At 72.4% G+C, this 13,532-nt stretch carries 14 protein-coding genes; 10 read left to right on the top strand and 4 right to left on the bottom strand.

Features of this window, described 5'->3' with window-relative positions; genetic code table 11:
- The 3 genes from VFZ20_RS09425 to VFZ20_RS09435 all read left to right on the top strand — a co-directional run.
- Positions 1 to 396: hypothetical protein (locus VFZ20_RS09425; RefSeq protein ID WP_329683611.1), on the top strand; the 396-nt coding region annotated here is incomplete at its 5' end.
- A gap of 232 nt (positions 397 to 628) precedes the next feature.
- Positions 629 to 1,936 (top strand): DUF2254 domain-containing protein, encoded by a 1,308-nt coding sequence (locus tag VFZ20_RS09430; protein ID WP_329683624.1) that lies wholly within the window; start codon positions 629 to 631, stop codon positions 1,934 to 1,936.
- Positions 1,937 to 2,055: 119 nt separating this feature from the next.
- Positions 2,056 to 2,355 (top strand): hypothetical protein, encoded by a 300-nt coding sequence (locus VFZ20_RS09435; RefSeq protein WP_329683612.1) that lies wholly within the window; start codon positions 2,056 to 2,058, stop codon positions 2,353 to 2,355.
- 355 nt (positions 2,356 to 2,710) lie between these two features.
- Here VFZ20_RS09435 and nhaA read toward each other — a convergent pair whose 3' ends face one another.
- Positions 2,711 to 4,153, bottom strand: coding sequence for a Na+/H+ antiporter NhaA (nhaA, locus tag VFZ20_RS09440; protein ID WP_329683613.1), 1,443 nt, complete (start codon positions 4,151 to 4,153; stop codon positions 2,711 to 2,713).
- Positions 4,154 to 4,421: 268 nt separating this feature from the next.
- Between nhaA and VFZ20_RS09445 the strand changes: the two genes are divergently transcribed.
- Complete coding sequence (locus tag VFZ20_RS09445; protein ID WP_329683614.1) at positions 4,422 to 5,111, top strand: substrate-binding periplasmic protein; 690 nt, start codon at positions 4,422 to 4,424, stop codon at positions 5,109 to 5,111.
- Positions 5,108 to 6,067 carry a cation diffusion facilitator family transporter gene (locus VFZ20_RS09450; RefSeq protein WP_329683615.1) on the top strand — a complete coding sequence of 320 codons (960 nt, stop codon included), beginning with the start codon at positions 5,108 to 5,110 and terminating at the stop codon, positions 6,065 to 6,067. Before VFZ20_RS09445 ends, VFZ20_RS09450 begins: the two co-directional genes overlap by 4 nt.
- A gap of 415 nt (positions 6,068 to 6,482) precedes the next feature.
- Here VFZ20_RS09450 and VFZ20_RS09455 read toward each other — a convergent pair whose 3' ends face one another.
- Both VFZ20_RS09455 and VFZ20_RS09460 read right to left on the bottom strand, forming a co-directional pair.
- Positions 6,483 to 7,505 carry a zinc-dependent alcohol dehydrogenase family protein gene (locus VFZ20_RS09455; protein WP_329683616.1) on the bottom strand — a complete coding sequence of 341 codons (1,023 nt, stop codon included), beginning with the start codon at positions 7,503 to 7,505 and terminating at the stop codon, positions 6,483 to 6,485.
- A 37-nt stretch (positions 7,506 to 7,542) separates the two neighbouring features.
- Complete coding sequence (locus VFZ20_RS09460; RefSeq protein ID WP_329683617.1) at positions 7,543 to 7,953, bottom strand: (R)-mandelonitrile lyase; 411 nt, start codon at positions 7,951 to 7,953, stop codon at positions 7,543 to 7,545.
- Between VFZ20_RS09460 and VFZ20_RS09465 the strand changes: the two genes are divergently transcribed.
- Positions 7,943 to 8,212, top strand: coding sequence for a hypothetical protein (locus VFZ20_RS09465; protein WP_329683618.1), 270 nt, complete (start codon positions 7,943 to 7,945; stop codon positions 8,210 to 8,212). The two genes, VFZ20_RS09460 and VFZ20_RS09465, sit on opposite strands and share 11 nt — an antisense overlap.
- Before the next feature lie 341 nt (positions 8,213 to 8,553).
- On the opposite strand, the gene VFZ20_RS09470 is transcribed toward VFZ20_RS09465, so the two are convergent.
- Positions 8,554 to 8,997 (bottom strand): DMT family transporter, encoded by a 444-nt coding sequence (locus VFZ20_RS09470; protein WP_329683619.1) that lies wholly within the window; start codon positions 8,995 to 8,997, stop codon positions 8,554 to 8,556.
- A 282-nt stretch (positions 8,998 to 9,279) separates the two neighbouring features.
- On the opposite strand from VFZ20_RS09470, the gene VFZ20_RS09475 reads away from it, so the two are divergent.
- The 4 genes from VFZ20_RS09475 to VFZ20_RS09490 all read left to right on the top strand — a co-directional run bounded on the left by VFZ20_RS09475 (position 9,280) and on the right by VFZ20_RS09490 (position 13,315).
- Positions 9,280 to 10,200: a LysR family transcriptional regulator gene (locus tag VFZ20_RS09475; protein ID WP_329683620.1), complete on the top strand. Its 921-nt coding sequence runs from the start codon at positions 9,280 to 9,282 to the stop codon at positions 10,198 to 10,200.
- A gap of 27 nt (positions 10,201 to 10,227) precedes the next feature.
- Positions 10,228 to 10,992 (top strand): TVP38/TMEM64 family protein, encoded by a 765-nt coding sequence (locus VFZ20_RS09480; RefSeq protein ID WP_329683621.1) that lies wholly within the window; start codon positions 10,228 to 10,230, stop codon positions 10,990 to 10,992.
- Between the two features lie 140 nt (positions 10,993 to 11,132).
- Positions 11,133 to 11,525 carry a BlaI/MecI/CopY family transcriptional regulator gene (locus tag VFZ20_RS09485; RefSeq protein WP_329683622.1) on the top strand — a complete coding sequence of 131 codons (393 nt, stop codon included), beginning with the start codon at positions 11,133 to 11,135 and terminating at the stop codon, positions 11,523 to 11,525.
- Positions 11,525 to 13,315 (top strand): M56 family metallopeptidase, encoded by a 1,791-nt coding sequence (locus VFZ20_RS09490; RefSeq protein WP_329683623.1) that lies wholly within the window; start codon positions 11,525 to 11,527, stop codon positions 13,313 to 13,315. Before VFZ20_RS09485 ends, VFZ20_RS09490 begins: the two co-directional genes overlap by 1 nt.
- The last annotated feature ends 217 nt before the right edge of the window (positions 13,316 to 13,532 follow it).

Here is a 13,532-nt window from a genome sequence, read left to right on the forward strand (position 1 = left end):
TACCACGCGGCGCGGGTGCGGCGCGTGGCCCAGGCGCTGGACAAGCCCCTGCTCGTGGCCGGAGTGGACCCGGAGCACGCCCGCGCCATCGAGGAGCGCCTGCGGGGGCGCGACCTCGTCGTGGTCTGCGTGGATCCCGGGTTCGGCGAGCGGGTGCGGGAGATGCGCGGCGGCCGCTACGCGCCCCGGGTGCGCGTGGTGCCGGCGGACGACCGCGAGGCCCTGGCCGCGCTGGACCCCGCGGACCCCGTGCTGCTGACCCGCGCCGCGCACGAACGGCTGGAGGGGACGGAGCTGCGGCCCCTGGTGCCCCTGTCGCCGTTCATCTCCCCCGCCTCCGCCGCCGCGCTGAACCGGCTGCTCGTGCGCTTCAACGTGGAGGCGCGGCGGGTCTGACGGGGAGCCTCATGGCGCGTGCGGGCTCGTGACGCGTGGGGCGATGCGGGGGACGTGCGACCGCCGGCCAGGCGGGCTTCCGCGGCTCCCCCGGCGCGCAAGCGACGATGCCGGTGCAGGGGGAACCGGTCTTGCCCGTGGGCAAGGCAGGGTGCGGATCGCGTCTTCACGGACCGGGGGAGGGAGCGGTGGACCAGCAGAGGGTGCGGATGCGAGGGAGAGGACGGTGAGAATGGCGCGTCTGCGGCTGCTCTGGACGCGCGTGCGCGACAGCCTGTGGTTCCTGCCCGGCGTGCTGACTCTGACAGGTGCCGTGCTCGCCATCACCGTCACCCAGGCAGAGGCGGGTGGCGTCTTTGACGTGGAGATGCTGCGCAGCTGGGTCTTCGGCGGCGGGGTGGACGGCGCGCGGGGCGTGCTGGGGACCATTGCCGGCGGGCTGATCACCGTCACCGGCGTGGTCTTTTCGGTGACCATCGTGGCCCTGCAGCTGGCCAGCAGCCAATTCACCCCGCGTGTGCTGCGCAACTTCACGGCGGACCGCGGCAACCAGCTGGTGCTCGGCGTCTTCATCGGCACCTTTACGTACACCCTGCTGGTTCTGCGCACCATCCGCTCCGCGAGCGACGGCGAGAACCCGTTCGTTCCCCGGGTGGGCGTTACCCTCGCGGTGGTGTTCGTGCTGGTCGCCATCGGCTTCCTGATCTTCTACATCAACCACTCCGCGCGCTCCATCCAGGTGGCCGCCATCCTGGACCGCGTGGCGCACCGGACCCTCCGTGACGTCCGCCGCCTGTTCCCGGAGCAGGTGGGTCACGCGGATGTGTCCCGGCCGCCCGACCCCCGGCCCGCCGAACGCCCCTCCGTCACCGTGACGGCGGATGGGGCGGGATACCTGCAGGCCGTGGACGGGCGCCGCCTCTTCGAGCTGGGACGGGGCCGGCGGCTGGTGATCGCCATGGAGCCGCACGTGGGTGATTTCATCCTCCCCGGCCAGCCGCTGGCGACGGTGTCCCCACCGGACGAGGTGGACGACGCGGTGCGCGCCGCCGTGCGCGGGACGTTCCTGCTGGGGCCGGAGCGCACGCCGGAGCAGGACGTGGAGTTCGGGATCGTGGAGATCTCCGACATCGCGCTCAAGGCGCTTTCTCCCGGGATCAACGATCCCACGACGGCGTTTCGCTGCATCGACCGGCTGGCCGAGGTCCTCCTGGAGCTTGGGCGCCGCGACCCGCCGAGTCCCTGGCGCACGGAGCGCGGCGAGGTACACTACCTGGCGCGGCACCCTACCTTCGAGCGCGCCGTGGGCCTCGCGTTCGACCAGGTTCGCCACTTCGGCGCCTCCAATCCCGGCATCGCGCGCAAGCTGCTGGACGTGCTCGCGCGGCTGGCGGAGCTGGTGCCTGCCTCCCGGCGGCCCGTGCTCCTGGCCCAGGCGCGCGTCGTGGCCGCCGACGCCGACGCGCGCATGGCCACGGCCGCCGACCGCGCTGCCGTCGCCGAGACGGCCCGGCGGCTCGCGCCTCACCCGGACCCGTGACGCGCCGGCGCAGCGTCGTCGCGTCCTCCGCCCGCCGCGAAGCCAGCCGCCGTCGGCGCCACACGAAAACACCAGGGCTCCGCCACGGGTGCGCGGCCGCCCCCGGGGGACAGAGAGAGATGATGCGGCGGACGCGCGAGACGGCAGTCGGACATCCACGGAAGGACCCGCTGCTCCTGGGGATCTCCGGGGCGCTGCTCCTGTGCGGGGCCGGGCTGCTGGCGTACGTCGCCCGGACGATGCGGGACGGGTTCCTGGACGCGCGGCCCCGGCACGCGCGCGACATGGAACCCATCCTCCTTCGCGCCGCCGACGAGCCGTTCTGGTTCTACGGCATCATCGCCGGCGTGACGGTGCTCGCCGTCCATCTGCTCGTCCTCGGCGTGCGGATGCTGCGCCAGGCGCTGAGACGGCCCTGAGAGGGTGTTGCCAAACCTCGCTTCAGAGGCCCCCCAACGAGCGTCATCCCGAGGAGCTGCCGCGTAAAACCTGATTCGCGCGGGTTCCATGGCGGCAACGAAGGATCTTGCCCGCAAGCGACAAGCCGGCTCCGTGCACCAGGGCCGGCTTGTCGCTTCGCACACAGGATCCTTCCGTCGCGCCAAGGTCCTGCGCGCGTTCATTTCACGCGCGGCGCTCCCTGAACAGAAAGAGAACCGGCGTGGCCCCGCACGTGTGGCGGCCTCCCCGCGAACGCCCCCTCCGGGCTCGCGGAGCTCGCCCACCTCCCCCCCAAAAAAACCTGGGGGAGGTGGGACATGGGCGGCTTTCATCCTACAAGGTGCGCGCAGCGCCGGATGACTCGGGATGACGCTCCGTGGGCTCCGTTGAAAGGCCGGTTTGGCGATCCCCTCTGACGTCCGACGGCGCCACGGGCCGGGCGCGGGCCAGCTCGCGGCGCAGCAGGAGCCATCCGCCCAGCCCCGCCGCCAGGGACGCGGCAAAGATCCCCACCTTGGACTCGTCCACCAGCCCGCCGTCCGGGAACGCCAGCCCCGCCACGAACAGCGACATGGTAAAGCCGATGCCGCCCAGCCAGCTCACGGCGTGCACGGCCTTCCACCCCGTCCCGGCGGGGAGCTCCGCGATGCCGGCGCGCACGGCCAGCCAGGAAAAGACCATGATCCCCAGCGGCTTGCCGATCACCAGCCCCAGGATCACGCCCAGCGTCACCGGGTGCGCCAGCGCGCCGCCGATGCCGCCGGAGAGCGTGACCCCCGCGTTGGCCAGCGCGAACAGGGGAATGATGCCGAACGCCACGGGCACGTGCAGGTCGTGCTCGATGCGCTGCAGCGGCGCCTGCGCGGCCTCCGTCGCGTTCTCCAGCCCCTGCAGCGCCGCCTGCTGGCGAAGGTTGGTGAGCACGGACGTCCCCCGCTCGCACGCCGCGCGGAACGCGTGGACGGAGGTGTCGGCGTGCTCCAGGAACTCGTCCGCGTCGATGCGCGTGCGCGACGGGATGGTCAGCGCCATCAGCACCCCCGCCACGGTGGCGTGCACCCCGGACGCCAGGAAGCAGCTCCACGCGACAATCCCCAGCAGCAGGTAGGGGATGGGCCGGCGCACCCCCAGCCGGTTGGCCAGCGCGGCCAGGGCGATCACGAGCAGGCCGCCGCCCAGCGCGCCCCAGGCGATCTGCCCCGTGTAGAACAGCGCGATCACCAGCACGGCGCCGATGTCGTCCACGATGGCCAGCGCCGTGAGGAACACCTTGAGCGAGAGCGGCACGCGCGGCCCCATGAGCGCCAGCACGCCCAGCGCGAAGGCGATGTCCGTCGCCATGGGGATGCCCCAGCCGGCCGCGCCCGCGCCGCCCGCGTTCAGCGCCGCGTACAGCAGCGCCGGCACCACCATCCCGCCCAGCGCCGCGGCCGCCGGGAGCGCCGCCTTGCGCAGCGACGTCAGCTCGCCCACCAGCGCCTCGCGCTTGATCTCCAGCCCCACCAGGAAGAAGAACACGGCCATCAGGCCGTCGTTGATCCAGTGGTGAAGGGTGTGCGAGACGGTCCACGGGCCCAGCGAGAACCCCAGCGGCGTCTCCCACAGGTGGTGGTACGCGCCGGCCCACGGCGAGTTGGCCCACGCCACGGCCACCAGCGTGCACGCGATGAGCACGATCCCGCCCGCCGACTCCAGGCGCATGAACCGCGAGAACGGCGAAAGGACGCGCTCGATGGGCCGCGCGGGCAGGGAGATGGGGGCACTCAGGTGGGCCATCCGGAAACGCTCCGTCTCGTTCGTGTGGGATCCGATCATCGGGACGACGCCCAACTACCCCCTCCACCCGGCAAGGTGCTGCAGCTACTCTGGATTCGCAACGCACCCAACGGGCACGGAGAGGGGCGGGGATGCAGCCGGGCGTCCCGTCGGCGCCGCACGCGGCCACCGCCGCCTTCCGACGCCGTGCTCCTCGATCCCGTGAGCGGCGGGCCATCCACCGCGTCCGCGACGGTCCGTGGTGCGGTGCTTGCCAATGCCGCGCTGCATGAGACGGAATGCGAGCATCCTGCTGCTGATCCTGGTCGCCGCCTGCGGCCTTCCGCGCGATCCGGAGGGTACCCTGGAGCGCGTGCGCGGCGGAACCCTGCGCGTGGGCGTGGCGCACAACCCGCCCTGGGCCGATCTCCCCGCGCCGGGCGAGGCCCGGGGCGTGGAGCCGCGGCTGGTGCGCGCCCTGGCGGCGGAGCTGGGCGCGCGGGTGGAGTGGGTGCCGGGGAGCGAGACCGAGCTCCTGGCGGCGCTGGAGCACCACCGGCTGGACCTGGTGGTGGGCGGTCTCTCCGCCGCGGACCCGCGCGGGGCCACGCTGGGCCTTACGCGGCCGTACTACACGGACACCGTGGCCGTCGGCGTCGCGCCGGGGACGGCGGCGCCGGCTGAGCTGAAGGGCGCGCGGGTGGGCGTGGAGCGCACGCGGGCCGGCGCGGCGGCGCTGGAAGGGAAGGGGGCCACCCCCGTGCCCGTGGACGACGTGGCGCGCTTTCCAGGGCCCGTCGCGGCGCCCACGTGGCGGCTGGCGCGGGCCGGGCGCCGGCCGACGCGGACGGTGCTGGCGCAGGAGGGCCGCGTGTTCGCCGTGCCGCCGGGCGAGAACGGCTGGCTAGTGCGCGTGGAGCGCTTTCTCCACGCGCGCCGCGACTCCGTCCCGGCGCTGCTGCGGCGGGAGGCGCCGTGAGGGCGCGCGACGGCTTCGACCCGCCGCGCGAGCACGAGCGCGACCAGGCCCGCGCCCGCCGGCTGGAGTGGGTGACGATCGGCTTCATGCTGTCCATCATCACCCTGCTGTACTTTACGCTGGGGTCCTCGCAGGCCATGAAGACGGCCTGGTTCGAGGACATCCTGAGCCTGGTTCCGCCCATCGCCTTCCTGGTGGCCGCGCGGTACCAGGGGCGCACGCCCAGCGAGCGGTTTCCGTACGGCTACCACCGCACCATCGCCATCGCATTCCTGTGCGCGTCCGTGGCGCTGGCCTTCTTCGGCGTGATGCTGCTGTACGAGGCGGTGCTCAAGCTGCTGTCGCGCGAGCATCCCACCATTGGCACCATCGTGCTGTTCGGGCACCCGGTGTGGCTGGGATGGGTGATGATGGTGGTGCTGCTGTACAGCGTGATTCCGCCCGTGATCCTGGGCCACATGAAGCTGCCCCTGGCGCAGCGGCTGCACGACAAGGCCCTGTACGCCGACGCCAGCATGAACCGGGCGGACTGGCTCACGGGGCTGGCGGCCATCGTGGGCGTGCTGGGGATCGGGATGGGATGGTGGTGGGCGGACGCCACGGCCGCGGCGCTCATCTCGCTGGACGTGCTGCACGACGGGTGGAAGAACCTGTCGCAGAGCGTCCGCGACCTGATGGACGAGCGTCCCACCCAGGTGGGCGGAAGCGAGCCGGACCCGTTCCCGGAGCGGGTGCGCGCCACCCTGCTGGCGCTGGACTGGGTGAAGGACGCAGACGTGCGCCTGCGCGAGGAGGGGCACCTGCTCACGGGCGAGGCGTTCATCGTGCCCCGCGACGAGCACGGCCTGGTGGAGCGGCTGGAGGACGCCGGGCGCGTGCTGCGGTCGCTGGACTGGCGCCTGTACGACCTTTCCCTGGTCCCCGTCCGCACGCTCCATCCGCCGGGCGGGGGGTGACCATCATGGGCTCCGGGATCCTGCTGGATGGGTGGAGTGTCTCTCGCCCGCGGAGGGCCCCCTCCCCCCGACCCCCTGCCCCCGCTTCGCGGGGGAGGGGGAGAACCCGGCCCCAGCACGGGCTGAGCTCCGCGCGCTGAGCCGTCCCCACGACAAACCCCTCCCCCGAAGTTGGGGGAGGGGTCGACCACCGTCGCGAGGAACGAGCGAAAAGGTGGTCGGGGGAGAGGGCCCCCGTCGCGCAGCGACGGGTATCAACCAATCCGGGATCCCGCTCCCTCCTCCGCCCATCTGCCATCCTCCGCCCATCTGCCATCCGCCATCTGCTGATGCCCATTGCCCGTCCGCAGTTGCAGTCCTCTGCTGCCTCTGCTCCCTCTGCGTGCGAATGCAGTTCCGCCGTTGCCGCGCGGGACTACGGCATCAGCAGGGTCTTGATGGCGCGGCGCTCGTCCATGGCCTTGTAGCCCTCGGCCACCTGCTCCAGGGGCAGCGTCTGGTCGAACACCTTGCCGGGGTTGATCTGCCCGTTCCAGATGCGGTCGACGAGGTCAGGCAGAAAGCGACGGACGGGCGCGGGCCCGCCGTGCAGGTGGACGGCGGAGAAGAAGTACTCCAGCCCCGGGATCTGCACGTCGTGCGTGACGCCCACGAACCCCACGTGCCCGCCGGGCCGCGTGGAGCGGATGGCTTGCATCATCGACTCCTGCGAGCCCACCGCCTCGATGACGGAGTGCGCGCCCAGCCCGTCCGTCATCTCCCTGATGCGGGCCACGCCCTCGTCGCCGCGCTCCGTGACGATGTCCGTGGCGCCGAACTCCATGCCCAGCGCCTGCCGGTCCGCGTGGCGGCTCATGAGGATGATGCGCTCGGCCCCCATCTGCCTGGCGGAGAGCACGCCCAGCAGCCCCACCGCGCCGTCGCCGACCACCGCGACCGTCTTGCCCGGCGCCACGTCCGCCGCGTGGGCCGCGAACCAGCCCGTGCCCAGCACGTCGGACGCCGCCAGCAGGCTGGGGATCATCCCCGCGTCGGGCATCTCGGGCGTGCCCACGAGCGTGCCGTCCGCCAGCGGAACGCGCAGGTACGGCGCCTGGGCGCCCTCCGCGCCCATGGGCCGCGCGTCCACGCACCGGCTCTGGTAGCCCGCGCTGCAGATGGGGCAGGCGTTGTCCGAGGCGAAGAACGACCCCACGACGAACTGCCCCTTCTTCACGGTCCGCACGGCGCTGCCGACTTCTTCGACGATGCCGACGTACTCGTGGCCCATGGGCTGCGGCTCGCCGGACAGGCCCACGCCGCGGTACGGCCACAGGTCCGAGCCGCAGACGCAGCTGGCGGACAGGCGGAGGATGGCGTCCGTGGGCTCGAGGATCCGCGGGTCCGCGCGCTCCTCGAAGCGCACGTCGCCGGGTCCATGGAGAACTGCTCCCTTCATGAGATCAAACTCCCGTCGCTGATGTCGATCGTGGAGGTCAGCGCGCGTCCGCGCCGGCCGTGTACTGCGCGTCCGTCACGTGCTCCATCCACTCCACCGTCGTGCCGTCGAGCGACTCCTGGATGGCGATGTGCGTCATGGCCGTCGCGGGCGAGGCGCCGTGCCAGTGCCGCTCCCCCGGCGCGAACCAGACGACGTCGCCGGGGCGGATCTCCTCGAGGGGCCCGCCCTCGCGCTGCACGCGCCCCAGCCCGGAGACGACGACGAGCGTCTGCCCCAGCGGGTGCGTGTGCCACGCCGTGCGGGCGCCGGGCTCGAACGTGACCGTGGCGCCGGCCGCGCGCGCCGGCGACGGGGCGGCAAAGAGCGGGTCGATGCGGACCGTGCCCGTGAACCAGTCCGCCGGTCCCCGGTTGGAGGGCTGCGAGCCCGCGCGCGTGATGTTCATCGTTGATCTCTCCTCGTTCGATTGCCGCGATGGGCCTGGTGCCGTCGTCATCGCGATGCGCGCCGCGGGCGGTGCGCATCCGGACGACAGGAGCAGGAGCGCCAGGAAAATCGGTTTCGTCTTCATCTCTCTGCCGCAGTCGATCAAGATCAGGAATCGCGGCGGGGATGGGTCACATCCTTCAGAAGATGCTGCCGAATATCGCGGTTCGAACCGCGTCATCCTGAGGAGCCGCCGCGCGGTCCCTGTCCGGACGTGATCTCTGGCGGCGACGAAGGATCTTGCCCGCGAAACTCTGCGGCGGCCCTCGTGCACGGAGCCCGTCTCCGAGTTTCGCACACAAGATCCTTCGGTCGCGCCAAGGTTTTGTGTGCGTTCAGGTTACGCGCGGCGCTCCCTGAATAGAAAGAACGGGTCGGTTCCAGGCGTTAGGCCGCCCTCGCGCGAGCGCCCCCTCCGGGCTCGCGGAGCTCGCCCACCTCCCCCAAAAAACCCTGGGGGAGGTTGGACTGCGGCGGCTTTCATCCCGCAGGTTACGGGCGGCGCTCCCTCAGGATGACGCTCGTTGGCCCCATCCAAGGTTGGTTTGCAACACCCCCTTCAGAACATCCGGATGAGCACCACGCCGGCCAGCACCAGCGCCACGCCCAGGACGCGCGGCAGGCTGATGGGATGCGGCTGCGCGACGAGCACGTTGAAGTGCTCCAGGAGCACCGAGACCGTCAGCTGCCCCGCCACCAGCAGCCCGAACCCCAGCCCCGGCCCCAGCCTGGAGTAGGTCAGGATGATGGCCGTCAGGGCGAACGCGCCGCAGAACCCGCCGATCCACGCGTACCACGGCGCCGTGGCCAGCCCCGCGACGGACACCGTCTGCCGCGTGACGAGGATGTAGGCGCCCACGGCGAAGGCCCCGACGAGCAGGGAGACGAGGGACGCGTGCAGCGGGCTGGATCCCGCCGCGCCCAGCCGTGCGTTGAAGGCCCCCTGCAGCGGAAACAGCGAGCCCGCCACGAACGCGACCGCAATCCACGTGACCTTGTCCACCCTGCCTCCTCGTCGTTGGTCCGACCGCCGTGAGCCCTCCGCTTTGTCAGGCCGCCGCGGTACGCGCGGGCCTGCGCCGCTGGTGGATGTACAGCGTCGGCCCCCGGATCGCCAGCGGCCGCGGCGCCTCGCTCTTTTCATCCGCTGCGTCGATGGACCGGCTGGAGGCCGCTGAACCCTCATTCCGTCACCTGTCATCCCCTTTCGCACGTGGAAGCTATGCGGGAGATTGGGGTTGATAAACGAGACGGCGGTTCGCACCCCGATGCCCACAGGTTCGCAATGATGGACATCACGAACGGAGTGCCCGAGTTCGTCGCGGTGGTCGAGGCGAAGGGGTTTCGCGCGGCGGGGCGGCAGCTGGGGGTGAGCGGGACGGCGCTGAGCAAGGCGCTGCGCCAGCTGGAGCAGCGCCTGGGCGTAACGTTGCTGCTGCGCACCACGCGCAGCGTGCGGCTGACGGAGGCGGGGATGACGTTCTACGCGGCAGCCCGCCAGGCGCTGGACGCGCTGCGGACCGCCGCCGAGGCGGTGGGCGAGCTGGCGGACGCGCCCCGGGGCACGGTGCGGCTGAACATCAGCGCCGGGGCGGAGGGGTTCCTGCGCGGACCGGTGCTCGCGGACTTCCTCCGGGCGTTCCCGGACGTCCAGCTGGACATCATCGTCGACGAGGACGCGGGCGACATCGTGGCGGCCGGCTACGACGCGGGCATCCGCCTGGGCGAGGTGATCGAGCAGGACATGATCGCCGTGCCCGCGTCCGGCCCCCAGCGGCTGGTGGTGGTGGGGTCGCCGGCGTACTTCGCGCGGCATCCGCGGCCGGAGCATCCGCGGGACCTCGCCGGGCACGCGTGCATCAACTGGCGGCCGGGCCCGGACGCGCCGCCGTACCGCTGGGAGTTCACGGAGCCCGGCGGCGAGGACTTTTCCGTGGCCGTCCCGTCGCGCGTGGTCGCCAACGACTTCCCGCTGATGATGCGGCTGGTGACGGCGGGCCTGGGGCTTACGATGGGGATGCGCGACGGGACGCAGCCGTACGTTGACCGCGGCGAGGTGGTGCCCGTGCTGGAGGCGTTCTGCCCGCCGTTCCCCGGCTACTACCTGTACTATCCCCAGCGCCGCCAGGCCTCGCCCGCGCTCCGTGCCCTCCTCGACTACCTGCTGCGCCTGCGAGCGGGCTCCTCCATCCCTCCGAGGTACTGACCCCGCACCGCGATGCCGAGACCAGCCATGACCGTGCCCGATGCGGGCCGCCCGGGGCCCACCGTGGCGTACCTCGACCGCTCCGTTGGCCGGCGGCGCCTGGGCTACGTCCTCCTCGCCCTTGTTCTGCTGGCGGCCGTGGTCACGGCCGGACGGGAGATCGACCGCCACCTCGCGGCAATCGAGTCCGGGCTGCGCGCGATGGGCCCCTGGGGCGCGCTGCTCTACGCCGGGGGGTTCGCCGTGCTGACGTCGATGCTGCTCCCGGAATCCGTCCTGACCATCGCCGCGGGCGCGCTGTTCGGTCCGGTGACAGGCGTGCTCACCGTGGTCTGCGGCCACGTGATGGCCGCCCTCCTCCAGTTCGTCCTCGCGCGGCGGCTGCTGCGCGGTGCAGTGCAGCGTACCGTCGCCGCGCGGCCGCAGCTCGTGGCAATCCAGCGCGTCGCGGCGCGGAGCGACTGGAAGATGCAGGCGCTGCTGCGGCTCACCCCGCTGAACCAGGCCCTCGTGAGCTACCTGCTGGGCGCCGCCGGCGTGCGCTTCGCGGGATTTCTGCTCGCCATCGCGGGGCTGCTCCCCGCCGTGCTGATGGAAACGTACCTGGGGGCCGCGGGCCGTCACGCGGCCCGGATGACCGGCTCCGCCCACACCGGAGGCATGCACGACCTGGCCATGCTCGGCGGCTTGGTGGTGTGCGTGGCCGTGATGGCCGTGGTGTCCAGGCGGGCGCGGGCAGAGCTGGCGAAGGAGCTGCGCGCGCGGGAGGGCGGCACGGTCGACGACGGATGATGTGCGTCCTCCGCGGCTGACGACGCGGGGCAGGGAACGACGTCACCCTTGACGACAGGTGTAGGCACCCCTATCATGGTGCGTGACGACACGTGTAGGCGGCGATGTCGCGGACCTCGTGACTACAATTGTAGACATCCATGGAGCTTGAATCGACCATCGGCGATCAGGAGCTGGCGCTGGTGCGGCACATCGCCGACCGGGGCAGCGCCACCGTCGCGGAGGCCGTGGACGAGTTCGGCGCCAGCCGCGGGCTGGCCCGGTCCACCGTGCTGACGATGATGGAGCGCCTGCGAAAGAAGGGCTACCTGTCCCGGCAGATGGCGGACGGTGTCTTTCGCTACCGCGCCTGCGCCTCGTCCGCCGACCTGCTGAAGGGCGCGGTGCAGCGGTTCGTGGAGCGCAGCCTGGACGGATCCGTATCGCCCTTCCTGGCCTACCTGTCCGAGGCGCCCGAGCTGTCGGACGACGAGCGGCAGGAGCTGGAGCGCATCGTGGCGCGCCTGGACGCCGCACAGCGAAAGGAGCGCTGATGATCGCCCACCTCGCCCGCGTATCGCTGGAAGGCGCGCTGCTCGCCGGCGGCGTCTGGCTCGCCTGCCGCGCGCTGCCGCGGATGTCGCCCCGCGTGCGCGCCCTGCTGTGGTGGTGCGTGGCGGCCAAGTTCGTCGTGGCGCTCCTGTGGCTCACGCCCATCCGGGTGCCCGTCCTTCCCCGCGCGTCCGCCGACGCGCCCAATCCCGTGGCGGCGGCGCAGGCGCCCTCCATCGCCACGGGCCCGACGAACGCCGAGGACGGCGTCGCCGCGAGCCGGACCGTCTCTCCGCCGACCGATTCTCATCGGCCGGAGATTCCCTGGACCGCCGTCCTGGCCGGTGCATGGGCGCTGGGGCTGGCCGTCTCGCTCGTGCGGACGCTGCGCGACTGGCGGCGCACGCGGGCCGTGGTCGCGCGCTCGCTGCCGGCGGGCGAGGCGCTGCACACGATGGTCCGCGAGCTCTCGGGCCGCATGGCCACGCGGCGCACGGTGGACGTCCGCGTGTCGGCGGAGATCGAGTCGCCGCTCATCGTGGGCGTGCGCCGGCCGGTGATTCTCGTGCCGGCCCAGGGCTTCGCCCTGCTCTCGCCGGACCAGCAGCGCATGGCGCTGTGCCACGAGCTCGCGCACCTGTCGCGCGGCGACCTGTGGCTGGGCTGCGTGCCGGCCGCCGCCGAGCGCTGCTTCTTCTTTCATCCGCTGGCCCGCCTGGCTGCCCGCGAGTACGCGTTCTGGCGCGAAGCCGCCTGCGACGAGGCCGTCCTCACCACGCTCCACGCATCCCCGCAGAGCTACGGCCGCATGCTGCTGGCGCTGGGCGTGTCACGCCGGACCCCGACCTTTTCCGCGGCAGGCGCGGCGTGGTCGTTCCAGACCCTCAAACGGAGAATTACCATGCTCGATCACAGCTCCTCGCGATCGTTCCGCGGCCGCGCCCTCGCCGCCGGCGCGGTGGCCGTCGCCATCCTGGCCGTCGCGCCCATCAAGGCCGTCGCGCGCTCCGCCGCGTCTCGCCCGCAGGCCGCCGCGCCCGCGCAGACACCTGCCGCTTCGCCGTCCGCCGCCGACGCGCCGGTGTCCGCCGCATCGGCCGTCGTGCACGCCGCCGGGCATGCCGTGACGGCCAAGACGGGGCAGTCGCAGGAGGAGATCCCGTTCGTGGTCCTCCGTGGCGACGACAACGTGGTCATGTCCGGCAGCTCGCGCGACGTGGAGCGTGCGCGTCGCCTGCGCCGCGGGGACGAGCCGCTGCTGTGGTTCCGGTACGGCGGGCAGGAGTACGTGGTCCGCGACGCGGCCGTGCTGCGCGAGGTGGACGAGCTGTGGGGGCCCGTGGGCCGCATTGGCGAGGAGCAGGGGCGCATCGGCGAGCAGCAGGGCGCCATCGGCGAGGCGCAGGGCCGCATCGGGGAGCAGCTGGGCCGGATCGGCGAGCGGCAGGGAACGCTGGGCGCGCGGCAGGGTGAGCTCGGCGCGCGTCTGGGCGCCCTGGCCGCCCGCGAAGTCGGCGACCTCTCCGACACCGAGCGCCGCGCCATCGAGCGGGAGCACGAGCAGCTGGAGACGGAGATGCGCCGGCTGGACGAGCAGATGGAGGCGCTGGACCAGGAGATGCGCCGGGTCGAGCGGCCCATGGACGATCGCGACGGCGAGATGGAGGCGCTCGGGGAGCAGATGGAGGCGCTGGGCGACCGGATGGAGGCCGCCGTGGAGCGCGCCCAGACGGGGATGCACGCGCTGGTGCGCCGGGCCATCGAGAGCGGCGCCGCGGAAGCCGTCCGCTGAGGCCGAATTCGGAAAGGCGTCGGCTTCCCGGCCCTGGCCTGCGGTCGATACAGCCCGGGAGGCGTCATCCTGAGGGAGCGCCGCGCGTAACCTGAACGCACGCTGTATTTTGGCGCGACCGAAGGATCTTGTGTGCGAGACTCGGAGTCGGACCCCGTGCATGAGGGCCACCCCCGAGTTTCGCGGACAAGATCCTTCGTCGCCGCCACGGATCACG

It is taken from the genome of Longimicrobium sp., from assembly GCF_036280135.1.
Taxonomy (GTDB): domain Bacteria; phylum Gemmatimonadota; class Gemmatimonadetes; order Longimicrobiales; family Longimicrobiaceae; genus Longimicrobium.

Bases quoted from the DNA above. Each gene is read 5' to 3' on its own strand.
- nhaA (WP_329683613.1), bottom strand. From the start codon at position 4,153: ATGGCCCACCTGAGTGCCCCCATCTCCCTGCCCGCGCGGCCCATCGAG.
- VFZ20_RS09475 (WP_329683620.1), top strand. From the start codon at position 9,280: ATGATGGACATCACGAACGGAGTGCCCGAGTTCGTCGCGGTGGTCGAG.
- VFZ20_RS09460 (WP_329683617.1), bottom strand. From the start codon at position 7,953: ATGAACATCACGCGCGCGGGCTCGCAGCCCTCCAACCGGGGACCGGCG.
- VFZ20_RS09435 (WP_329683612.1), top strand. From the start codon at position 2,056: ATGATGCGGCGGACGCGCGAGACGGCAGTCGGACATCCACGGAAGGAC.
- VFZ20_RS09445 (WP_329683614.1), top strand. From the start codon at position 4,422: ATGAGACGGAATGCGAGCATCCTGCTGCTGATCCTGGTCGCCGCCTGC.
- VFZ20_RS09485 (WP_329683622.1), top strand. From the start codon at position 11,133: ATGGAGCTTGAATCGACCATCGGCGATCAGGAGCTGGCGCTGGTGCGG.
- VFZ20_RS09480 (WP_329683621.1), top strand. From the start codon at position 10,228: ATGACCGTGCCCGATGCGGGCCGCCCGGGGCCCACCGTGGCGTACCTC.
- VFZ20_RS09490 (WP_329683623.1), top strand. From the start codon at position 11,525: ATGATCGCCCACCTCGCCCGCGTATCGCTGGAAGGCGCGCTGCTCGCC.
- VFZ20_RS09455 (WP_329683616.1), bottom strand. From the start codon at position 7,505: ATGAAGGGAGCAGTTCTCCATGGACCCGGCGACGTGCGCTTCGAGGAG.
- VFZ20_RS09430 (WP_329683624.1), top strand. From the start codon at position 629: ATGGCGCGTCTGCGGCTGCTCTGGACGCGCGTGCGCGACAGCCTGTGG.